Here is a 21,291-nt window from a genome sequence, read left to right as displayed (position 1 = left end):
AGTCTATCGTTTAATAATTAGATATATCAATTCAAACTATTTCTAATTATTCCATAAAAAGGTGGTGGCATCAAGTTATCATTCTAACAAATCCTCCAAGGCTCAACACTAGAAAAAGAAATATAGTATGTAATATAATTGAAAAAGTATATTTTAAAATCAATGTTAATATTACCCTCCTATAAGTATTAACATGCGTAATTGAGGTGTTTTCTTTGTTGTTTTATGATCGAATTTCTATAATGGCCCCTCCTGTTCCGTAGCTAAAGAAAGTCTTTTTATTTCTGAGATTTTCAAAGTTATAGGAGGGTATGAAAAATGAAAAAAGTCTCAGTACCATCACTATTGTTAATGATTATTCTTGTCGCATTTCCGCAAATTAGTGAAACAATTTACACACCGTCTTTACCTGACATTTCAAAGGCGTTACATGTAAGTAATAATGAGGTACAGTTAACGCTAAGTGTGTATTTTGCTGGATTTGCTTTAGGTGTATTTTTTATCGGATGGTTATCAGATATAATTGGTCGTCGCCCGGCAATGTTATTTGGAATTGTCGTATATGGTGTAGGAAGTTTCTTATGCTTTATTGCAAATTCCATTGAAGTTTTATTGATAAGTCGTTTTATTCAAGCGTTTGGAGCAAGTGCAGGATCAGTTGTGACACAAACGATTCTTCGTGAAAGTCTAGATGGGCATAAGAGGCATGTTATGTTTGCTCAAATTTCAGCAGTTATTGCCTTTACACCAGCGATAGGTCCGCTAATTGGTGGCCTTCTTGATCAAATGTTTGGATTTAAAATAGTATTTTTAAGTTTAGTTGTTATGAGTGTTGGGATTTTGCTGTATACTTTTGTTTCTCTTCCGGAAACAAAAACGGGCTCAGTAACGAATCAAATAAATGTATTTTCTGTTTTAAAACGGTTGATTACAAATCCAAAAGTAGTAACATATGGGCTATTAATTGGAGGAACAAATGGTGTTTTATTTAGCTATTATGCAGAAGCGCCATTTATCTTTATTGAATACTTTCAGTTATCGCCTAGTATGTATGGTTTTTTAGGAATTGTTGTTGCGTCTGCTTCTATTATTGGAGCGAAAGTTTCAAAACGATTACTGGCCACTTATAAACCAGAGAAAATTATATATATTGGTTGCCTTGTAATGACAGGGGGAGCTATCCTTTTATCTGTTATTACGTTTGTTGGATCAAATCCGAACATAATATATATGATTGTATTTTTAATAGCGATGTTTATATTGCTATTAGGAATTGGGGTAGCGTTACCTAACTGTTTAAGTTTAGCATTAGTAGATTTTCAAGACGTTATTGGTACAGCAGGCGCATTGTTTAGCCTAGGGTACTATATAGTAGTAACAATGATAATTTTGGGAATGAGCCAGCTTCATACGGGCTCGCTAATGGTGATGCCACTTTATTTTCTGGCTATAGTAGTTATCATGATGGTGTTTACTAAAGTGTTTATTTTAGGGAAGCGAGTTGAAAAAGCAGTTTAATTATGTAATAGGAAAAGAGTCTCATTGGAAAATGAGGCTCTTTTGTATTTTTTATTTACTGATTATTAGAATAATATTAAAATTTAATTAACTCAAAGACAGGAGGATAGTACAATATGAACGGTATAAATGTTAAAGCAACTTCACAAGAAGATCTACAACAAATTTTAAAGCTATGTACAATTTATGATGAAGCTATTTACGGTGAAATTGATACAACGATAGAGGATATTACTAATTCATGGAAAGGTATTGATATTAGTAAAAGCTCTTATGTTGTTATGAATGGAGAAGAAATAATCGCTTATGGAATTTTGACAGGGAATGAAGGACAGTTTCCATCTGCTGTACTTATTCATCCTAATTATATGAATCAAGGCATAGAACAAGTAATATGGTCAAAGCTTGAAGGGCGTGCTACGGAGCTTGTTGGAAATTCGTCTTGCTTGAATGGCACGATTATAACACAAGCAAATAATTTCTATGAGGAAGAAGTGTTAAGAGAAGGTGGTTTTATTCCCACGCGTATATGGTGGGGGATGGGGATTGAATTGAACTCAAATGTGCAAACACCACTATGGCCAAATGGTGTTACAGTGCGACATTACATACCTAGTGTGGATGATGAGAGATTGCATCAAGCTTTTAATGAAGCCTTTGCAGATCACTGGAATTCGCAACCTTCTATGTTAGAAGAGTTTTTACAGCGTACTGATAGAGAGGGGTTTCATCCTACATTATGGTCACTAGCCATGCTTGATGATGAAGTAGTAGGTTTTATCTTTAGTAAAAAGGGTGCTGACGATAAAGCTGAAATTACTCATTTAGGTGTAAGGCGTTCTAAGCGGAAACAAGGATTAGGATTAGCACTGCTACATCATGCATTCGGTCAATTGTACGAAGAGGGGATCTCAAAAATTCATTTGAATGTAGATTCTGAGAATATTACAGGCGCACCTCGCGTATATGAAGCAGCTGGAATGGAAGTGCAGAGTAAATTTGTTCGTTTTGATAAGGAAGTATTGTTAGAAAATAAAGAGGAAGTCCAGTGATGTATTACTGGACTTCTTTGTTTTCGTACTACTAAGGATTGATTCTCAGAAATAAGAATTGAGTGATTAAGGTTGGACGGATGTATTAGGTATGCAAAGATAGGTAATTTTACTAATATACTAAATCCTCAGGTGATATGTGAAAATAGAATTTTTACGTGATAGTAGCAAGGAAAATAAAATGCATGTAAATGGTGGAAAATGACGGTATCAACTATAAATATTAAAGTACATGCGGTATGAAACCGAGGAAGATATGCTTTCCTCGGTTATTTATATTGTAATAATATTAGTGCAGGAATCATATTGAATAGATGTATTTTATTGTTAATTTGGTTAAAGATTAATTAAACTTATGAATAATAATTTATCCCGCTTTAACGGGCAGTAAGACTCCCACCTCAAAATTCGGGTGGGATAAAGAAGTCAGGTGGCAGATCAACTGCTCGTAAAAGCCCGATTGGTTCAACTAATAATCAGTGGGATAAACTCACTCCACTGATTAAAGTTTCACTTTATTAAAAAAATAATTGAATTTTTCAGATAAATAAATTAATATAAAGTAAGAAATTTTCAGATTTATAGAAAATCGGAAAATGAGAGGTTTTGGAAATTTTATAAGAGGCAATAAACGATTTTAAGATAGCTTTAAAGGTATCTTAAAATGACGTTTGCTTCATCATTTTCGAGCCGAAAGGAATTAGGGTACAGCGTCTTACTTTAAAATGCGGCTATGAATCATCTAAGAGGGGGAAATGAAGTGGCAAACAAAGAATTGAAAAGAGGTTTAGAAGCACGTCATATTCAAATGATTGCTTTAGGCGGAACAATTGGTGTTGGTTTGTTTATGGGGTCAGCCAGCACGATTAAATGGACAGGTCCGTCAGTAATGCTTGCTTATGCGATTGCAGGTATTTTTATCTTCTTCATCATGCGTGCCATGGGAGAAATGTTGTATATGGAGCCAAGTACAGGTTCGTTTGCGACGTTCGGTCATAAGTATATTCACCCGTTAGCTGGTTATATGACAGCGTGGAGTAACTGGTTCCAGTGGGTAATCGTTGGGATGTCAGAGATTATCGCGGTTGGAGCGTATATGCAATATTGGTTCCCGGATTTACCGGCTTGGATACCAGGTATTATTGCAATGGTTATTCTTGGTGCTGCTAACTTAATTTCTGTTAAGTCATTTGGGGAATTTGAATTTTGGTTTGCGATGATTAAAATCGTTACGATCCTATTAATGATTATTGCTGGTTTCGGTCTTATTTTCTTCGGAATTGGTAACGGAGGAGAAGCCATTGGCATATCTAATCTTTGGTCAAATGGCGGTTTCTTTACAGGTGGTTTTTCAGGATTCTTCTTTGCATTATCACTTGTAGTCGGAGCATACCAAGGTGTGGAATTAATCGGGATCACTGCTGGTGAAGCGAAAGATCCGAAAAAGACACTTACAAGAGCAATTCAAAGTACAATTTGGCGTATATTAATTTTCTATATTGGTGCGATTTTCGTTATTGTAACTGTTTATCCTTGGGATCAATTAAGTTCAATTGGTAGTCCGTTCGTAGCGACTTTTGCGAAGGTCGGTATTACGGCAGCTGCTGGACTTATTAACTTCGTTGTTATTACAGCGGCAATGTCAGGTTGTAACAGTGGGATTTATAGTGCTGGGCGTATGCTGTATACGTTAGGTGTAAATGGACAAGCACCAAAATACTTTGCAAAAATTTCTAAAAATGGTGTACCTTTATTCGGTACAGTTGGCGTAATTATCGGTTTAGCGGTTGGTGTTGTTTTAAGCTACATTGCACCGAAAAATTTATTCGTATATGTATATAGTGCAAGTGTACTTCCTGGTATGGTACCATGGTTCGTTATTTTAATTAGTCAAATTCGTTTTAGAAAAGAAAAGGGAGCAGAGATGAAAGATCATCCGTTCAAAATGCCATTTGCTCCTGTTACAAACTATTTAACGATTGCCTTTTTAATTATGGTATTAATCGGAATGTGGTTTAACGATGATACTCGTATTTCACTAATTGTAGGTATTGTTTTCTTAGCTATCGTTACAATTAGTTTCTATGCTTTCGGAATAGGGAAACGTGTTCCGTTAGATGTTCAAAATGATCAAGAGGTTTCAAGTAAATAAAGATAGTAAACAAGTCCGATTTCTTATTTAGAAATCGGACTTGTTGTTATTAAAATTTCTCTAATACAATCTTCCCAATTGTACGTCCATCCTCAAGTAATGCATGTGCCTTTCTAAGGTTTTCTGCATTAATCGGTGTTAACGTATCGTTTAAAGTTGTATGAAGGATACCTTCATCTAATAATTCGCTCACTTTGTTTAATAATTCGTGCTGCGTAATCATATCGCCAGTTTCATACATTGCTTTTGTGAACATAAACTCCCAAACGAATGTAGCACTTTTACTTTTTAAAATACCCATCTCAAGAGGATGCTCATTTTCTACGATAGAGCAAATTTTTCCTTGTGGTTTAATGAGGTCACATATTGCATGCCAATGTTGATCTGTATTGTTTAAGCAGAAGATGTAATCTACATCTTTTAAGCCAAGTTCTACTATTTGATCTTTTAACGGTTTGTGATGGTTAATTGTATGGTCAGCACCAAACTTTTTCACCCAGTCTATCGTTTCACCACGAGAAGCAGTTGCGATGACATTTAGCCCAGCCCATTTCGCAAGCTGAATTGCAATTGAACCTACGCCACCAGCTCCGCCGATAATTAAAATGTTTTTAAATGTATTCGTATCTTTCTTATTATAATCAATGCCTAAACGTTCAAATAAACCTTCCCATGCTGTAATAGCTGTTAAAGGAATTGCTGCAGATTCAGCATCACTTAAATTTTTTGGTTTTTTACCAACGATTCTTTCGTCAACTAAATGGTATTCACTATATGTACCTTGTCTCGTAATACTTCCAGCGTAAAATACTTCATCGCCTTCTTTAAATAATGTACAACCTTCGCCAGTTTGTACAACAACACCACAAGCATCCCAGCCAAGTATTTTTGCTACATCTTCTTTTTTATCTTTTGGAGAGCGAACTTTTGTATCAACTGGATTAACGGAAATAGCGTTAACTTTGACGAGTATATCTCTTCCTGTTGCAACAGGCTTTTCAACTTCTATATCAATTAAACTGTTTTCTTCTTCAATAGGTAAGTATTCATGTAAACCAATTGCTTTCATTTTAATTTCCTCCATTAATGTAAGAGTATGTTCTTTTTTATTATAGTGGGTAAAGTGGCGTTATGTAAAAAAAGTAGAATTCTTTCTGTGTTATAAAAGTTGGATTAAACCGTATCTAGAATTCCTTATTTGAAAGAGAAAAGCCATCGTTTTGATTTCATAAAAGTTTAAACCTTATTTTTCCAGTGTACCTTGCAATGAATAATACTGAGTGGTATATTATACTCATGAGTTACTCGTTATAAAATGGTACTGAATAATAAACAGTAGTGAACGTCAATTAGAATAGGGTGAATGAATATTGAATGTACAATTTAAAAAAGGAGTTTTAGAACTTTGTGTTCTGGTCTTACTCGACAAGCAAGATCGTTATGGATATGAATTAGTTCGAAATATTTCAAATCAAATTGAAATATCAGAAGGGTCTGTTTATCCTCTTCTTCGCAGATTAACCAAGGAAGAATATTTTACAACGTATTTACAGGAATCTTCAGAAGGGCCTTCAAGGAAGTATTATAAACTGACAGATAAAGGTAGAACGTATTTGTACGAACTTTTGGATGAATGGAATGAGTTCTCACAGGGTGTCAATCAATTAATTAAAGAAGGTGTACGTAATGACGAAAGATAAATTTTTACAACAATTAAATGCATCTCTAAAAAGATTATCTGAAAAAGAGCGTGCAGATATTTTGAAAGATTATGAAGAACACTTTACTTTCGGATTAGAGGAAGGGAAAAGCGAAGAAGAAATTACAGCTTCATTAGGTTCTCCAGCTCAAATCGCCAAAGAGTTATTAGCGGATTATCATCTTGAGAAAGTAACAACAAGTGCAACAACAGGAAATGTTTTTCGAGCAATTTGGGCAGTAATTGGATTAGGTTTTTTCAATTTAGTAATAGTGCTTGGACCTGCAATTACAGTAGCAGCATTAATTTTTTCGGGATGGGTTCTAGGAATCTCATTTTTGGGTTCACCACTTCTTGTTCTAGTTGATACTATTGTGCATCCAAATACATTCTTACTTTTTAACCTTTTCGTTTCTTTAGCACTTTGTGGACTTGGATATTTCATTGTAATCGCTATGTTATCTTTAACAAAGCTAGCAAAGAATGGATTTGTTCGTTATTTAAAGTTCAATATAGCACTAGTAAAAGGTGGTTTAAAGCATGATAAATAAAAAGAATCTTTCAATCATTGCAGGGATTATTTTCATTATTGGGATTGTAGGAAGTCTACTCACTTATCGTTCAATTGCCGCAGTACCAATCTCAGAAGAAAAGGTCATTAACAATAATAATATATCAAGTGTTATTGTCGATACGAATAATACTCGTGTTAACATTTATCCTACAAAAGATAATAACATTAAAGTAACATTAGAAGGGGAAGTTACCCCTAACACAAAACGGACGCTAGCTACGGATGATAAAGATGCAACACTTTTCATTTCTTACAAAGAAAAGCAACAGAGCTGGTTCAATTTCAACATATCTGAAGTATTGGCCCCATTAACATTAAATGTCCATCTACCTGAAAGACAATATGATTCATTAAAAGTTTCCAATAATAATGGTTATGTTTCTGCTAAACAATTAAATACAAAGCACTTTGATATCAATACAAGTAATGGGCGTATTGAATTAAGAGAGATTAATTCGCAAAAAATTACTGCAGAAGCAAACAATGGAATTATGGACTTTAAAGATATAATGGCACAAAATACTCATGTAAAATCGAATAATGGACGAATCATGCTAGATCATGTGGAAGGTGAACTAGAAGGACAATCTAAAAATGGAACTCTTTCTCTTAAAACAAATGAACTTGATCGAAACCTCAATTTTACGACTCACAATGGAAAAATCAGTATTGAAACTGAAAAAGAACCAACTAATGTTCAATTTAATGTTTCTGTTGACAATGGCAGCGCGAATATCCTAAATAAATATAATGGGAATGCAGTTATTGGAAAGGGAGAAAATCAAATTAAATTAAATACACATAACGGAAATATTTCAGTGAAAAAGCATTGAATCTAAAATAGTTATATTACATTTGATAATCCTCGTTTACCGCATATAAAAAGCATGCAAAACAATAATAAATAAGCAAAATAGCCGACTCCTTTTCTCAAAACGTAGGTAGTCGGTTATTTTATGTCAAAATATAATAGTTCATGAGTATTGTTTTGATCAACTTTTTCAAAACATGCCCTTAAGACTGATTTTTGTATCAAGTCTATTCATAATAATTTAACCAAACTGTATTTTAAAGTTATAGTTAAATAATCTTCTTGAACAAGTTATACACTTTTTTCGAATTGCCCTCATTTAATTGATAGTAAGTGAGGTTTAAATCATCAGGAGTATCTTGCTGAGCGATCATCACTTCGCTACTGTTGTGATCAACTATCCATATGAAATATTTTTTATAAGTTCCGTCCTCAAATGTAATCCACATATCACAATCTATTAAATCTGATCCTTCTTCATCTAATGTTAATTTTCCTTTTTTGGCAGTATCCATACTCGTAATGAACGTTTCTAACTCGTTTGTTTTAGTAAGAAAGATAGCTTTTTTTGTTTTAATTGATTCTACATGTATATCTTTTATTTCCTGTTTTCCTAAAAAAACAGGGGGTTCATTTGGATCTCGTGAAGTTGAAATGATAGCCGCTTTCTTTTTTGGTTTGTTTGCTGTATAGAGATCTTGAATAGATTTCCCAGAGTTTAAAAACCATACGATTCCAGAAATAATCAATACGCTACCTAGCAGTAAAATAATTTTTTTAATAGGATTTTCTCCTCTCTATTACTTCGTGTGAAGAGCTTTTCTATTAATATATGATAGGTAAGCGTAAAGTATTATAATTGAAATTGGTTATTCTTCACAGTTTTAAAAGGACGATCAACGAGTAAATTGTAAGTTAGCCCAATTAATACGAGAATTCCACCGATAATTTTGCCGATTGAGAGCTCGTTTGATAGAAAGAAATCAATGATAGTCCCCGCAAATAATTGCCCGATAAAGATGAGTAACGTTAAATAAAATGCTGATATTTTAGGAGTAATATAGTTAGATAATGAAATAACGATAACGCCTACTAATCCGCCTAAGTATACAGCGATAGGAATGGATTGCAACGTATGAATAGGAATATACAATGAATCTGAACTGAAAATTAAAAATAGCGCGGAGAAAAATAACCCGGTAATATAATTGAAAAATGTACCTTCCCAATTTCCGATTTCCTTTGCTAAATTCGCATTAATAATTCTAGCAACAACGATAGAAACACCAGCTAAAATAGCGATACAAATATATAACATTTTCTTACCCCCATTAATAAATTGTCATGACTAAAATCCCAGAAGAGATGAATAATAATCCAATTAGTTTTTTCTTTTCAAACTTTGAAACCTTCATTCCTAATAAGCCGAAATGATCAATAACAATTGAAGCAATAGATTGACCAAGTAAGCTTAATGCGATGGTAATAGAGGCACCAAGGGCGGAGAAACTTATATTGTTAAAAAGAACAGTAAAAACCCCAATGGCTCCGGCGCTGTATAAATAAAGCGGAATACCTTTATCAAAATGGATTTTATTTTTGTTAATGAACAAAATGAAAACAACTGCTACTAAGCCAACGAGATGAATGACAACGCTAGCTGTATAATTGCCGATTATTTCAGATAAAATCCCATTCAATGGGAGCATAATGGCGATGAGCACACCAATAAAGACAGAAAGAAAGTTATACAATGTAATATCCCCTTTATATTTTGTATTTGTAATGACTGTATCACGCTAAAATTGTGTATTACTATGACATATGTCATAGTGAAAGAAGAAAATTTTGATTACACTGGGGAGTAGTTGTAAAGGTGGGGGACTATGAAGAAAGTATGTAATTCTAATAAACTGGCAGATTATATGAGACAAAATAATATTGACTCATTTTTTAGTAATGATATGAAACCATATATGGAACTTATATTTTTTAAGAAGAATGAGTTCATTTGTAGGGAGAATGAGGAGATAAACTATTTATATTTCTTCGTTGAAGGAAAAGCGAAAGCGTTTAACACATTAAGTAACGGGAAATCTGTATTATTATGTTTTTATGATAGTTTGCAGTTGTTAGGAGATGTGGAGTTAATTCATTCTCAGAGAATTACTTCAAACGTACAAGTGATGGCAGATTCATATTGTGTTGGTTTGCCTTTAGGAAAAGTGAGAAATCAACTATTTCATGATGCGAAATTTTTAAGATGTATTTGTGGTTCTTTAGCCCATAAATTAAATCGACTTTCAAAAAATAGTACAATTAATTTGCTATATCCACTTGAAAATAGGCTTGCGAGTTACATGTTAGCAGCAGGGGAAAGGGCAGTTCAGCACGGAAATAGAATTGTTTTTAGCGGGAATTTAACGGAAACAGCTGAATTGTTAGGAACGAGTTATCGGCATTTATTGCGCACATTGAATATTTTTTGTGATAAAGAGATTATAAAGAAAAACAATGGATGCTTTGAAGTAGTGAATGTGGATGTTTTGAGAGAATTGGCGGCGGATGTATATAAATAGGAGGGAACTATAAATGATTACGCCTATATTTAGAATTTTTGATATTGAAAAAGCGCAGTTGTTTTACTTAAATTTTTTAGGATTTAAACTGGATTGGGAACATCGGTATGAGGAAAATATGCCATTATATATGCAAATTTCGTTAAAAGATGCTGTGATACATTTATCTGAGCATCATGGTGATGCTTCACCAGGTGGTGCGATTCGGGTCAAAATAGATAATGTAAAGGATTATTATTCTGTATTATCAAGTGAAGAATATGCTTACTCGAAGCCTGATATAGAAAAAACACCTTGGGGTACAATCGAATTAACTGTGATTGATCCATTTTCAAATAGAATTACACTGTATGAGGAAAGATTGTAGAAATGGAAGGGATTAATATACAAGTTTTCATAAATTGAGTAGTGTAATTACGTGTTAAATGAATGGAATGAAGAGTAGTTCATAAAGTAATGAACTGCTCTTTTTTATTTTGTTAAACAGATTGAATTATTAAAAAACAAATCGTATGATAAAATATATTAACATATAAGAATGTATTTTAAGAAAGAGGAAATTGATGCTAGATGCAATATGAGAATGGATTTCCTAATCATACAAAGGGAATAAGTCCAGTAAGAGGATTGTATTATATCGGATTGCCGTGGCAATCTCAAAGGGGTTCTGCACTTATTTGTGGTGTAGGAAAGGATGCAGCGGATTTGATTTCTGAAATCAAAAAAATAGATCAGTAGCAGCAACTACTGATCATCCATATGTACATGAATTAGGAGAGGTCAAACATTTATTAACTTTATTATAATAGATTTTCATGAATTAAAAAACTGAAAATTCACTTTTCTTTGTTGAGAAAGTTTTTTGTATCAAAATATATAAAGAAATAGGGATTTTTACCTGATGAAAATATGATAGTTATATTTTGGTAAATTATGATATAGTCAATATAGGAATAACCTCGTTAAATTTGATTGTTTTCAAAGTAATGACATTTGCAAGCGGGAAGGGGAAACGATTGTGAAGTTTGATGATCAACGCCTACTAGGAGTCAGGTTAGGTTCTGTACTTGTAACAGAGGAAAATCAATATTTAGTAATTAAGAAAAAAGATCATTATGCACTATTGAATATACATAATTTAGAATGTACACATGTCGAAGTGCAGTTAGAATATATTGAAGAAATGTTGCATGAAGATTTCCAAGAAAGTATAACGGAAATTATTGCACCGGAACATATAAAGATTGTTGCGAAAAATGTTATATAGAGAAAGAAGCTGGAAGGAACAGCTTCTTTCTTTTCATTATAAGGATAATGTTTTTAATATGTCACCAATAATCCCTTCCATTTGATGAACACCTAAATCGGAATTCGTCATAATAACAGCGCCATTACCAAGGTATGGATAGCATACCATCATACATTGAAATCCCACACCCCATCCAAGTGAATAAATTTGTAAGTTTTCGTTAGAATCATCTAGAAAAACACCTAGTCCAGTCCATTTTGAACAAACTTGAGGAGAAATCATGTCTTGCACTGTTTTTTGAGAAAGTTTTAGTTTGCCCTTTCCTTGTAAGGAATGAATGAGTTCAATGACTAAAGTTGATAAGTCAGTTGGTGTTGTCCAAATGCCTGAAGCGGCTGCGAATGGATAAAATGGATATTTCTTATTTGTAACGGTGCCATTTTTATTATGTCCACAAGCAAAGGTATCCATTTTATTTATATCTTCAGGAGAGAATACCGTACTATTTTTTAGTTGAAGTGGCTCGAAGATATATTCTTCAAGTAAAAGGTTGAATGGTTTTCCAGTTATATCTTCAAGTAGGAGTTCGATAATACAAAAGTTTGCATCAGAGTAGTGAAATTCGCTTTCTGGTATATAAGTTGTTTCTATGGGTATTGAGCAATATGATGTTTTACCGGCAAGGAGTTCAGCCATGTTTGGTCGCCCTTGTGCAATTGTATAATGCTCAAAACTATTAGGAGGGTCAATAATTCCAGATTGATGACTTAATAAGTTTCGCAACGTGACTTTTTTCTGTGAAGTAAATAGATTGGTAGGGATGTTCCAAGATGTGAGTCTATTATTTACGTCTTCATCTAAATGAACGATTTCTTGATCTGATAATGTTAATACGAGCATTGCGGTGATGAATTTGCTAATAGAACAAGAATTGAATATGGAATTTGTAGTGACAGTTTTAGTTGTTTTAGATTCAAGTGTTCCGAGGGCAGTCGCTTCATCCAGTTTGCCATTACGTATGACGGCAAGGCTTAAACCTGCAACAGAATATTGGTTCATTTTCTCATATAGATTGTTACTTTTTAAGTTCATAGTGACTCCCTTCGTTTTAAAAAAACAGAATATTAAATTTAGTATACATTAGTAAATAGGAAGAAGGAGAGAAAAAGAAAAAACTTCATCTTTTATCGATGAAGTTCTTTAGTTAATTCGAAGTGAATGCTTTAAAAAATTTATCTCGGTACATGTACATAAGCCATGAGGCTGTTATGAAGGAAATAATGATTTCTTTGTTTTTAATTGGTGCATTGAAAACAAGCCAACCAACTATATCAAATAATAAATGTAGTACGATTGAAAGAACTACAAATTGTAGTAATGTCTTCAAAAATCTTTTCATGAAGTGTCCTCCTATGATAAAAGGTTTTATCAATAATGTTGTATATTACTATTATACATTAAATGTTCATTATGGTAAAATTTTCTTAATATACTTAAATAAAACAAATGATAGCTAGTGAGGGGGAGTAGCCATGGAATTTTGGATGATCATATCGATAGCGGCTTTTGGTTTTATTTATATTGCTGAAAAGTTAAATAAAATCGAAAAGAAAACAGATACACGTTTAAAGAGGATTGAAGATAGATTACAAATAATTACAAAAGAAATGGGGATTGTAGAAAGAGAACCTGAGATTAATAAAGAATTACGCCAGCTTGTGGAAGAGGGAAAAACAGTTACGGCAGTTAAGAGAGTAAGAGAGGTTTTTGGTTTTTCATTATTAGAAGCGAAGCAATATGTTGATAAATTATAAAGTGAAACTTTAATCAGTGGGGGGGGTGTCCATCCCCTACTGATTATTAGCCCTCACCAATCGGGCTTTTACGGGCAGTTGATCTCCCACCTAACTCCTTTGCATTCACCGAATTTTGAGGTGGGAGTCTTGCTGCCCGTTAATGCGGGATAAAAAAGATCATCCGATTGGATGGTCTTTTTTATTGGACCATACGCGTATTTACATAGGCAGCTATAATAACGTGTCCAATTACAATGATAGGAATAATGATTTTGACATTAGGAGTACTGAAAACACTACCGATTGTAGCAATGGCACCAGCAAGTAAATTATAAAGGCCAACAATTTTTGATAACTTCATTTTATCAGGTACACGGTGTTCATTGAACCCTGATAAGAGCCAAGTATATTGTTTTACTCCGATGAAATAAGCTAGTGCAAATGAGATGATTGCTAGTATGAATAATGATGGGGAAGCGAAGAGAGTCATTGAAAACACCTCCATTAATGGGCTATAAATAAATTATAGTATGAATGTTATAATTTAACAAAATACAATTTGGATTTTAAGTTTAATAGAAAAAATGAAGTATTTGTGATGAAGGGAGATTACGTATGAATATTTCGGAATTCCAGAGATATGTATCAAATTTCAGTAAAGAAAAAGGGTTTCAAGATACAACAATCGAAGAGCGGACGATGTATGCAATGGCAGAATTAGGTGAGTTGGCAGAGGCGATATTAAAGCGTGATAAAATGCAAGATTCAAAACGAGAAATTGGTTTAGAAATGTTTGATGTAATTTGGAATGTATGTGATTTAGCCAATAAATTAGAAATTGATTTAGCGAAGGCGTTTGAAGAAAAAATGATGATTAATAAAGAGCGTGAATGGTAAGTGGAATTTTAATATTTAACGAGGAGGGATACGAATGAAAAAGAAACTTATTATAGGAGGGATTTTCACCTTAATTAGTGTAATGGGTGTTGTCGCTTACTTAGTTTTTCAAGGTATATTTATTCCGAATCAATTAAGTGCGGATAAGTATGAAATAAAAGGTGTCGATGTCGCATCTTATCAAGGAAAGATAGATTGGAGAGAGTTGGAAAAACAAAATATGAAGTTTGCGTTTATAAAGGCTACTGAAGGGAGCTCGTTTGTGGATGAGTACTTTTCGAAAAATTGGACGAATGCGGAAAAGACAAATATGCGCATCGGGGCGTATCATTTTTTTAGTTTTGATAGTAAGGGTGAAACGCAAGCAGCGCAATATATACGAACCGTTCCAAAACATGAACGAGCATTGCCCCCTGTAATAGATGTTGAGTTTTATGCTAATAAAAAAGATAATCCTCCAAAGCGTGAAGATGTTACGAAAGAGTTGTCAGCAATGGTGAAAATGCTAGAAGAACATTATGGCAAGAAAGTAATATTGTATGCAACTCAAGAGGCGTATGATTTGTATATAAAGGATGCATACTCTGAATGTGATATTTGGATTCGTAGTGTACTTACGAAACCGAGTATATCCGATAAAAGAAATTGGACGTTTTGGCAATACACGAACCGTGGAAAATTAAGAGGTTATAATGGAAAAGAAAAGTATATTGATTTGAATGTATTTTATGGGAATGAGAAAGAGTTTGAGAATTATGGAATGAAAGATTAATAAAAATATGTAAGAAAAGATGGAACAAACTTTTGGCATACAAAAGAGAGGAGAAAATAATTTCCCCTCTCTTTTTTCTAACTATATTGAAATGCTGAAGCTGTCGATCACGCTTGCATAAGTTACTGAGATTTTAATTCTAAGTATACAAATATTAGTACCGTCATAATTGCTATAATAACGTAAGTAACATCAAGCATTATAAGTGTCTTTAAAGTTTCAGTCATCCTAATTCACCCCTGTTATAAAAATATAACATGATCTCTTTATCAATTAGGTAAGAGATCATAAAGATAAAATGTAAATGGAATTTCTTAAGTAATTTCTATATAAATATATCATATAAATAATATAAAAAATGTTAAAATAGTGTAAATGTATTGTAAATAAAGAGGTTTCCTATAAAGTCTTTAAAAAGTTTTTAACTAAAAAATTGATTATTCCTCAAAATAAAAAAACGCTATTCTTTCTGTTGAATGATAGAAAAGGAATGCGTTTTTGTATGTCTATTTCTGTATCTAATGAATCATAACTGTTTGTTTAACGCATTATCCGAAAGAATTCTCCTTCCTCAAGCGTGTGAAAGGCGATAGTCTAGCGCTCAAAAATAAAAAATGTAGAATTTTTGTTTTGGAGTATTTTCTTTTCTTAGCGGGGTAGGTATGTGGCAGAATTTTTTTTCAAAAAGAAAATCTGCTGTATCTAATAGGTAATAGTTGATTTTAGAAAAAATATAAAAATCGAGTTGACATCTATCGCTACTTAGTCATACAATGTACTTGTAATGAGTGATACTGAATAGTGTTGTTTCTCAAAATATATTCAGTAAACAATAGGGAATAGCGGATTTTAGAAAAAATATAAAATCGAGTTGACATTCACCACTACTTAGTCATACAATGTACTTGTAATAAGTAATACTGAATAGTATGGTTTCTCAAAAGCTATTCGGTAAAAAATTCGCCTTAGTACTCTGTGATACTGAATATAAGTCAGACAGAATAGGGGGTAGAGGAGGATCAGAACATGGAAAATTTAACTGAAATGCTGAAAGGTTCGTTGGAAGGTTGTGTGCTGGAAATCATCAGTCGCCGTGAAACGTATGGCTATGAAATTACACGTCACCTGAATGATCTTGGGTTTACCGAAGTCGTGGAAGGAACGGTTTATACCATCCTCGTACGATTAGAGAAGAAAAAGCTTGTGAATATTGAAAAGAAACCGTCAGATATGGGGCCACCTCGTAAGTTTTATTCACTGAATGAAGCTGGTCGCCAGGAGCTTGAATTGTTTTGGAGAAAGTGGGATTTTGTATCATCAAAAATTAACGTCTTGAAGTCAAACTAGCTTCATAAGATAAGATATTGCGTCCGATACTTTTGGGATTTCTTGTTCTGCTTTATAAAAAAGGAGGAAAAATAATATGATGGAAATGTTCAAAAAATTAATTGGTGATAAAAGAGAGTATAAAATGATGATGGCACGAGTTGGAGCCTTGCCAGAGGACTATCAGTTTGTGTTTAAGAAAATTCAAAACTACATGTGGAATTTCTCAGCGGGTAATGGGATGGATATGTTACACATACAGTATGAATTAATTGATTTGTTTGAAGCAGGTGCGGCGGAAGGAAGACAAGTGCTTGAAATCACTGGGGATGACGTGGCTTCCTTTGCTGACGAACTAGTGGCAAACGCTAAAACTTATGTCTCCAAGTATCGTGAAGATTTGAATGAAAGTATCATGAAGAAATTGAGAAAAAAATAAATGCAATAAGTAATACCGACTGATTAGCTGGTTACAAATATGAATTGCCACCATCGCTATTCAGTTATATTTTTAATTCGGTACTAAGTAATACAGATTATCAGTGAGACTGAATAGAGGGTCGTAAGTAATCTAGCTCTGTAAAAGGCTTATTATAAGGGGGAAAAAGTATGAGTAAGACAGCAATTTCTGTAAAAGGATTAAAAAAATCTTTTAAAGATAAGGAAGTGTTAAAAGGGGTAGATTTTGAGGTGCAGCGTGGCGAAATTTTCGCGCTGTTGGGCTCGAATGGAGCGGGTAAGACGACGACGGTTAATATCCTTTCGACGCTGATGAAGCAAGATGGCGGTGAAGTAGGTATTTGTGGTTTTGATGTTCAGCGTCAACCGGATTGTGTTCGTCAAAGTATCAGTTTGACAGGGCAGTTCGCAGCTTTAGACGGTATGCTCACTGGGAGAGAAAATTTGATAATGATCGCCAAGTTGCGCGGCGTTTCCAATTCTGCTCAAGTCGCTGACAATTTGCTTGCTAGATTCAGCTTGACTGATGCAGCAAACCAGAGGGCAGACCAGTATTCGGGAGGGATGAAGCGCCGCCTTGATATCGCCATGAGCTTGATCGGGACACCAGCAGTCATTTTTCTCGACGAACCAACGACCGGGCTTGACCCTGAAGCACGGATTGAAGTGTGGGATACCGTTAAGGAACTTGCCGGCGGAGGCACAACTATTTTGTTGACGACCCAGTACTTGGAGGAAGCAGAACAACTAGCGGACCGTATTGCGATCTTACATGGTGGAAAAATCATCACAACCGGTACCCTTACTGAGCTAAAAGAGATGTTCCCGCCAGCGAAAGTGGAGTATATAGAGAAGCAACCGACATTGGAAGAAATATTCCTTGCGATCATCGGTAAAAAAGGAGGAGATGTAAAATGAAAAGTAAAACAGGGGTATTACTAGGTCGTTTAATGCGCAATATTATGCGCAGTCCGGATACGATTATTACAGTAGCGATTACGCCGATTATGATGATGTTGTTGTTTGTGTATGTATTTGGTGGTGCCATACAGACAGGAACGGATAACTATGTCAATTATTTATTGCCGGGGATTTTGCTGATGGCTATCGCATCTGGTGTCGCTTATACATCCGTGCGTTTGTTTACGGATGTAAAGAGCGGGCTGATGGCACGTTTCATTACTATGCCCATCAAGCGCTCGTCGGTATTATGGGCTCACGTATTAACCTCTCTTGTTGCTAATGTCCTTACTATGGTGGTGGTTATTCTCGTTGCACTTTTAATGGGCTTCCGTTCCAGCGCTAATATTCTAGATTGGCTCGCGGTAGCTGGGATACTTGTTATGTTTACGCTGGCGCTAACATGGCTGGCTATTATTCCAGGGTTGACAGCTAAGTCTATGGAAGGGGCAACAGCCTACTCGTACCCACTAATTTTCCTTCCATTTATTAGTTCGGCTTTTGTGCCTACCGAAACGATGCCAAAAATTGTTCGTGCGTTTGCTGAGAATCAGCCTGTAACTTCAATCGTGAATGCGATTCGTGCCCTCTTATATGAAGGGACTGTTGGCAACGATATTTGGATCGCCCTTGCTTGGTGCGTGGGCATTATGGTTATCGCTTACTTCTTCGCTAGTAAAACATTTAAACGTCAGTTAGGGTAAGTGCACCATCGGTTCGGTGCCCTATGGTAACTAAATCTTCTGAAATAAAATATATGTTTGGAAAAGTGGATTAAAATCATATTAATCTTAGTTATTGCTATAATTTGTTAGTATTCTTACTGGTTATGCAGTTGGTACGTAAGTAGGCTCAGGTATTGAGAAAAAGCAGACTGAGAGAGTAAAAAGGAAAGAGATAATATTTTGACCTCAATTCTAATTGCCGTATAATAAATGCAATTTTTATACATGAAAAGCCCACCTATTTCCATAGGTGGGCTTTATCTTTATTACACAATATAAAAGTATACTCTCCTTTTCTAAATATGCAATTATGCATATTTAGAAAAAACTACACTTGATAAATATTACATATAGTAAATGGAAACTTGTGGTGTTATTCTTTTAACAGGCTTAACCTGTCAATCAGTATAGAAGGTGCGCTGGTACTAAGTGAGAGAAGTTCTTTTTTTCTGAAAAATGTATATTTACTCGATAATAGTGATAAATATTCAGTGGGATGATTTTATGTTTTCTTAATTTATTCCTTTATATCTACAATGATTATTTATTATAACAGTTTTTACGTCTAAAATAAGATGTTTCAGTAAAGGGGGATATAACTATCTTTATAATGAGTTCCCAATATAATCAACGTGTTAGCAAAAAGGGTAGCTGTATTATTTCCCCCTTTTTGCTAACTAATACAGCTTCAAAAAATAGACACAACTACTATATACCAATTGTAATTTATTATCTATTCATAATTCTGTTTATTCTGTCTTTCTAAAAATAAAAAAATATTAGACTCGTAAATATAAACGTTATAATGAGGGCGTCGAGAGGTAACCGATTACCTACGGAGAAAATATCAAACATTTTAAAATTGAACAGACTGAAAAGATTAATTGCAGAAAGGTGTGTGACCAGAAGGGGAATTTCTTCAAAATAGTTTAGTAGCAGTGGACATCGTACTAGCTGGTGTACACAATATCATCAATGCTGACGAAGTATAGGGTTGGAGAATAAATGCCTCGCAAATTAAAAGGGACAGCTTTAGGTGGAATCGTTTCCGATGTGGCGCACCTAGTAAGCGATTCATTTTTTAAGAATGCTCTATATTCTTAAGCCTAAAAAGAGACGCAAGAATAGGATACGAGGGGGAGTTATTATATGAATGGGAATACTGCAAAGAAACTAGAATTTCAAGCTGAAAATAACGCAGTCAAAAATGGGCAATATCCAGATCCTAAAAAGTGGCACAAGCAGGATACTACATGGGCATTAAGCCTTTTTGGAACAGCAATTGGGGCAGGAGTACTCTTTTTACCGATTAATGCAGGTTCAGTTGGTTTATTATCATTATTACTAATTACATTACTTGCATATCCAGTTATGTATTACTCACATAGGGCGCTTGCTAAAATGATATACGCTTCTAATTCTGCTGAGGAAGGGATTACAGGTACAATAAGAGAGTATTTTGGAAATAAGGCAAGTATCATTTTTAACATCGTATATTTCAGCTCAATTTACACAATCGTACTGATGTATTCGGTTGCGCTTACAAATACTGCAAGTAGTTTTATCGTGCATCAATTGCACATGCCGGAGCCTCCAAGGGCCATTTTATCTCTTGTGTTAGTGCTCGGCCTTATCGCTATACTAAATTTTGGCCAAGATATTACTGTAAAGGTCATGAGTATGCTAGTGTATCCTTTCATAGCTTCTCTACTATTTATCGCAATATCTTTAATTCCACAGTGGAATACGTCAATGCTTAGCTTTTCAGGTGTTTCTACTGCTTCAACAGGAACAGGATATTTTGGAACGATATTGATGATACTACCAATCATCGTATTCTCATTTAATCATTCACCTATGATTTCATCATTTGTTGTGAAACAGAGAGCTACGTATGGAATAGAAGCTACTGATGCTAAATGTGCTCAAATACAAAAAGTTTGTTATATCATGACATTCGTTGTTGTTATGTTCTTTGTTTGGAGTAGCACACTAAGTTTGACTCCAGAGGATCTAAAAATGGCGAAAGAACAGAACTTATCAATCCTTTCATATCTTGCTAATGAGCTTAATTCTCCTGTAATCACAATTGCAGCTCCTATTATTGCTTTTGTGGCTATAACAAAGTCGTTCCTTGGCCATTATATAGGAGCATATGAGGTAATGCGTGACGTGATTATGAAGTTCGGTAAAACACGCGGAAAAGATATCGAAGAAAAAACAGTTAAGACAATGGTTCTTACTTTTGTCGTATTAACATGCTGGTATGTTGCTTATGCAAATCCAAGTATTCTTGGAATTATTGATGCCCTTAGCGGTCCATTAGTTGCTGCGATCTTATGTCTATTACCGATGTATGCGATTCGTAAAGTACCAGTACTGGCTAAATACAGAGGGAAAATGAGCAATGTATTTGTCATTATTATAGGTATACTTACTGTCCTAGCAAGTATTAAGTCATTATTCTAATTCACTATTGTTGGTTTTTGTGCAAAAATAGTGGGACATGAAAAAAGAACGAAAGAGATGATGGATAAGATAAATCCATATTAGAATATTAAACAAGCAATTTAATGAGGGTTAAACTCTAATATAAAAAGACATGAACAAAGATTAGTTCATGTCTTTTTTGTGTTAGCGTTATTTCTAGAAGAGTGCTTAAAGTAGCGGTAGCGAATAAAATGTTTTTACTAGGTATTTAAATAGATGTAACTGGCATCTA

24 protein-coding genes and 1 pseudogene are annotated in these 21,291 nt (G+C 34.2%); 18 read left to right on the top strand and 7 right to left on the bottom strand.

The features are described 5' to 3' along the window. Positions 1 to 318: 318 nt before the first annotated feature. The 3 genes from COI75_RS04580 to COI75_RS04570 all read left to right on the top strand — a co-directional run bounded on the left by COI75_RS04580 (position 319) and on the right by COI75_RS04570 (position 4,722). A complete protein-coding gene (locus tag COI75_RS04580) occupies positions 319 to 1,518 on the top strand; it encodes a multidrug effflux MFS transporter (RefSeq protein WP_098448247.1) in 1,200 nt (399 codons plus the stop codon). A gap of 116 nt (positions 1,519 to 1,634) precedes the next feature. Continuing rightward, positions 1,635 to 2,570: a GNAT family N-acetyltransferase gene (locus COI75_RS04575; RefSeq protein ID WP_001013347.1), complete on the top strand. Its 936-nt coding sequence runs from the start codon at positions 1,635 to 1,637 to the stop codon at positions 2,568 to 2,570. 760 nt (positions 2,571 to 3,330) lie between these two features. Further along, entirely contained in the window at positions 3,331 to 4,722 is a 1,392-nt protein-coding gene (locus COI75_RS04570; RefSeq protein WP_001284403.1) for an amino acid permease, read from the top strand. 49 nt (positions 4,723 to 4,771) lie between these two features. On the opposite strand, the gene COI75_RS04565 is transcribed toward COI75_RS04570, so the two are convergent. Next, positions 4,772 to 5,791 (bottom strand): zinc-binding alcohol dehydrogenase family protein, encoded by a 1,020-nt coding sequence (locus tag COI75_RS04565; protein ID WP_000643741.1) that lies wholly within the window; start codon positions 5,789 to 5,791, stop codon positions 4,772 to 4,774. A 301-nt stretch (positions 5,792 to 6,092) separates the two neighbouring features. Here COI75_RS04565 and COI75_RS04560 point away from each other — a divergent pair, with 301 nt between their 5' ends. From COI75_RS04560 to COI75_RS04550, 3 genes are read left to right on the top strand one after another with little or no spacing between them, the layout of a single operon-like run. Then, positions 6,093 to 6,422 carry a PadR family transcriptional regulator gene (locus COI75_RS04560; RefSeq protein WP_001102636.1) on the top strand — a complete coding sequence of 110 codons (330 nt, stop codon included), beginning with the start codon at positions 6,093 to 6,095 and terminating at the stop codon, positions 6,420 to 6,422. Then, positions 6,409 to 6,972, top strand: coding sequence for an HAAS signaling domain-containing protein (locus COI75_RS04555; RefSeq protein WP_000159075.1), 564 nt, complete (start codon positions 6,409 to 6,411; stop codon positions 6,970 to 6,972). Before COI75_RS04560 ends, COI75_RS04555 begins: the two co-directional genes overlap by 14 nt. Further along, positions 6,962 to 7,828 carry a DUF4097 family beta strand repeat-containing protein gene (locus tag COI75_RS04550; RefSeq protein WP_000608726.1) on the top strand — a complete coding sequence of 289 codons (867 nt, stop codon included), beginning with the start codon at positions 6,962 to 6,964 and terminating at the stop codon, positions 7,826 to 7,828. Before COI75_RS04555 ends, COI75_RS04550 begins: the two co-directional genes overlap by 11 nt. 247 nt (positions 7,829 to 8,075) lie before the next feature. Here the strand turns inward: COI75_RS04550 and COI75_RS04545 are convergent, their stop codons facing one another. From COI75_RS04545 to COI75_RS04535, 3 genes are all read right to left on the bottom strand, one after another. Beyond that, positions 8,076 to 8,570 carry a hypothetical protein gene (locus COI75_RS04545; protein WP_033657934.1) on the bottom strand — a complete coding sequence of 165 codons (495 nt, stop codon included), beginning with the start codon at positions 8,568 to 8,570 and terminating at the stop codon, positions 8,076 to 8,078. Between the two features lie 89 nt (positions 8,571 to 8,659). Beyond that, positions 8,660 to 9,124 (bottom strand): DMT family transporter, encoded by a 465-nt coding sequence (locus COI75_RS04540; RefSeq protein WP_000965630.1) that lies wholly within the window; start codon positions 9,122 to 9,124, stop codon positions 8,660 to 8,662. A 13-nt stretch (positions 9,125 to 9,137) separates the two neighbouring features. Next, a complete protein-coding gene (locus tag COI75_RS04535) occupies positions 9,138 to 9,560 on the bottom strand; it encodes a DMT family transporter (RefSeq protein WP_000282238.1) in 423 nt (140 codons plus the stop codon). 132 nt (positions 9,561 to 9,692) lie between these two features. On the opposite strand from COI75_RS04535, the gene yeiL reads away from it, so the two are divergent. The 4 genes and pseudogenes from yeiL (at position 9,693) to COI75_RS04515 (ending at position 11,652) form a co-directional block, all read left to right on the top strand. After that, a complete protein-coding gene (gene yeiL, locus COI75_RS04530; protein ID WP_000754856.1) occupies positions 9,693 to 10,385 on the top strand; it encodes a transcriptional regulator YeiL in 693 nt (230 codons plus the stop codon). A gap of 13 nt (positions 10,386 to 10,398) precedes the next feature. Continuing rightward, a complete protein-coding gene (locus COI75_RS04525; protein WP_000632413.1) occupies positions 10,399 to 10,752 on the top strand; it encodes a glyoxalase superfamily protein in 354 nt (117 codons plus the stop codon). Positions 10,753 to 10,964: 212 nt separating this feature from the next. Then, a pseudogene (locus COI75_RS04520) lies at positions 10,965 to 11,123 on the top strand (oxidoreductase); the annotation flags it as partial. Between the two features lie 280 nt (positions 11,124 to 11,403). After that, entirely contained in the window at positions 11,404 to 11,652 is a 249-nt protein-coding gene (locus tag COI75_RS04515; RefSeq protein WP_000666949.1) for a hypothetical protein, read from the top strand. A 36-nt stretch (positions 11,653 to 11,688) separates the two neighbouring features. Here COI75_RS04515 and COI75_RS04510 read toward each other — a convergent pair whose 3' ends face one another. Beyond that, positions 11,689 to 12,726 (bottom strand): serine hydrolase domain-containing protein, encoded by a 1,038-nt coding sequence (locus COI75_RS04510; RefSeq protein ID WP_001050179.1) that lies wholly within the window; start codon positions 12,724 to 12,726, stop codon positions 11,689 to 11,691. A 112-nt stretch (positions 12,727 to 12,838) separates the two neighbouring features. After that, positions 12,839 to 13,033: a hypothetical protein gene (locus COI75_RS04505; protein WP_000819600.1), complete on the bottom strand. Its 195-nt coding sequence runs from the start codon at positions 13,031 to 13,033 to the stop codon at positions 12,839 to 12,841. 133 nt (positions 13,034 to 13,166) lie between these two features. Here COI75_RS04505 and COI75_RS04500 point away from each other — a divergent pair, with 133 nt between their 5' ends. Further along, positions 13,167 to 13,448: a hypothetical protein gene (locus tag COI75_RS04500; RefSeq protein ID WP_000397711.1), complete on the top strand. Its 282-nt coding sequence runs from the start codon at positions 13,167 to 13,169 to the stop codon at positions 13,446 to 13,448. 181 nt (positions 13,449 to 13,629) lie between these two features. Here COI75_RS04500 and COI75_RS04495 read toward each other — a convergent pair whose 3' ends face one another. Next, positions 13,630 to 13,920, bottom strand: coding sequence for a DUF3784 domain-containing protein (locus COI75_RS04495; protein WP_000171749.1), 291 nt, complete (start codon positions 13,918 to 13,920; stop codon positions 13,630 to 13,632). Between the two features lie 125 nt (positions 13,921 to 14,045). On the opposite strand from COI75_RS04495, the gene COI75_RS04490 reads away from it, so the two are divergent. From COI75_RS04490 to COI75_RS04455, 7 genes are all read left to right on the top strand, one after another. Then, positions 14,046 to 14,327 (top strand): MazG nucleotide pyrophosphohydrolase domain-containing protein, encoded by a 282-nt coding sequence (locus COI75_RS04490; protein ID WP_001026772.1) that lies wholly within the window; start codon positions 14,046 to 14,048, stop codon positions 14,325 to 14,327. 34 nt (positions 14,328 to 14,361) lie between these two features. Then, positions 14,362 to 15,099 (top strand): glycoside hydrolase family 25 protein, encoded by a 738-nt coding sequence (locus COI75_RS04485; RefSeq protein WP_000727823.1) that lies wholly within the window; start codon positions 14,362 to 14,364, stop codon positions 15,097 to 15,099. A 1,026-nt stretch (positions 15,100 to 16,125) separates the two neighbouring features. Continuing rightward, positions 16,126 to 16,446, top strand: coding sequence for a PadR family transcriptional regulator (locus tag COI75_RS04475; RefSeq protein WP_000429484.1), 321 nt, complete (start codon positions 16,126 to 16,128; stop codon positions 16,444 to 16,446). A 76-nt stretch (positions 16,447 to 16,522) separates the two neighbouring features. Continuing rightward, the gene (locus COI75_RS04470; protein ID WP_000970407.1) at positions 16,523 to 16,864 is read left to right on the top strand and encodes a DUF1048 domain-containing protein; all 342 of its coding nucleotides are present in this window, start codon (positions 16,523 to 16,525) and stop codon (positions 16,862 to 16,864) included. Between the two features lie 170 nt (positions 16,865 to 17,034). Continuing rightward, the gene (locus COI75_RS04465; RefSeq protein WP_000047365.1) at positions 17,035 to 17,802 is read left to right on the top strand and encodes an ABC transporter ATP-binding protein; all 768 of its coding nucleotides are present in this window, start codon (positions 17,035 to 17,037) and stop codon (positions 17,800 to 17,802) included. After that, complete coding sequence (locus COI75_RS04460) at positions 17,799 to 18,548, top strand: ABC transporter permease (RefSeq protein WP_000837836.1); 750 nt, start codon at positions 17,799 to 17,801, stop codon at positions 18,546 to 18,548. Before COI75_RS04465 ends, COI75_RS04460 begins: the two co-directional genes overlap by 4 nt. 1,170 nt (positions 18,549 to 19,718) lie before the next feature. Beyond that, a complete protein-coding gene (locus COI75_RS04455; RefSeq protein WP_001014194.1) occupies positions 19,719 to 21,038 on the top strand; it encodes an aromatic amino acid transport family protein in 1,320 nt (439 codons plus the stop codon). The last annotated feature ends 253 nt before the right edge of the window (positions 21,039 to 21,291 follow it).

It is taken from the genome of Bacillus cereus (assembly GCF_002564555.1).
GTDB classification, from domain to species: Bacteria; Bacillota; Bacilli; order Bacillales; family Bacillaceae_G; genus Bacillus_A; species Bacillus_A cereus_K.
Note: the sequence above shows the minus strand (reverse complement) of the source record. Positions and strands in the feature narration are given on the sequence as shown.

Coding starts and splice junctions, on each gene's coding strand:
- COI75_RS04580 (WP_098448247.1), top strand. CDS start 319: ATGAAAAAAGTCTCAGTACCATCACTATTGTTAATGATTATTCTTGTC.
- COI75_RS04575 (WP_001013347.1), top strand. CDS start 1,635: ATGAACGGTATAAATGTTAAAGCAACTTCACAAGAAGATCTACAACAA.
- COI75_RS04565 (WP_000643741.1), bottom strand. CDS start 5,791: ATGAAAGCAATTGGTTTACATGAATACTTACCTATTGAAGAAGAAAAC.
- COI75_RS04555 (WP_000159075.1), top strand. CDS start 6,409: ATGACGAAAGATAAATTTTTACAACAATTAAATGCATCTCTAAAAAGA.
- COI75_RS04550 (WP_000608726.1), top strand. CDS start 6,962: ATGATAAATAAAAAGAATCTTTCAATCATTGCAGGGATTATTTTCATT.
- COI75_RS04540 (WP_000965630.1), bottom strand. CDS start 9,124: ATGTTATATATTTGTATCGCTATTTTAGCTGGTGTTTCTATCGTTGTT.
- yeiL (WP_000754856.1), top strand. CDS start 9,693: ATGAAGAAAGTATGTAATTCTAATAAACTGGCAGATTATATGAGACAA.
- COI75_RS04525 (WP_000632413.1), top strand. CDS start 10,399: ATGATTACGCCTATATTTAGAATTTTTGATATTGAAAAAGCGCAGTTG.
- COI75_RS04510 (WP_001050179.1), bottom strand. CDS start 12,726: ATGAACTTAAAAAGTAACAATCTATATGAGAAAATGAACCAATATTCT.
- COI75_RS04505 (WP_000819600.1), bottom strand. CDS start 13,033: ATGAAAAGATTTTTGAAGACATTACTACAATTTGTAGTTCTTTCAATC.
- COI75_RS04500 (WP_000397711.1), top strand. CDS start 13,167: ATGGAATTTTGGATGATCATATCGATAGCGGCTTTTGGTTTTATTTAT.
- COI75_RS04495 (WP_000171749.1), bottom strand. CDS start 13,920: ATGACTCTCTTCGCTTCCCCATCATTATTCATACTAGCAATCATCTCA.
- COI75_RS04490 (WP_001026772.1), top strand. CDS start 14,046: ATGAATATTTCGGAATTCCAGAGATATGTATCAAATTTCAGTAAAGAA.
- COI75_RS04485 (WP_000727823.1), top strand. CDS start 14,362: ATGAAAAAGAAACTTATTATAGGAGGGATTTTCACCTTAATTAGTGTA.
- COI75_RS04475 (WP_000429484.1), top strand. CDS start 16,126: ATGGAAAATTTAACTGAAATGCTGAAAGGTTCGTTGGAAGGTTGTGTG.
- COI75_RS04470 (WP_000970407.1), top strand. CDS start 16,523: ATGATGGAAATGTTCAAAAAATTAATTGGTGATAAAAGAGAGTATAAA.
- COI75_RS04465 (WP_000047365.1), top strand. CDS start 17,035: ATGAGTAAGACAGCAATTTCTGTAAAAGGATTAAAAAAATCTTTTAAA.
- COI75_RS04460 (WP_000837836.1), top strand. CDS start 17,799: ATGAAAAGTAAAACAGGGGTATTACTAGGTCGTTTAATGCGCAATATT.
- COI75_RS04455 (WP_001014194.1), top strand. CDS start 19,719: ATGAATGGGAATACTGCAAAGAAACTAGAATTTCAAGCTGAAAATAAC.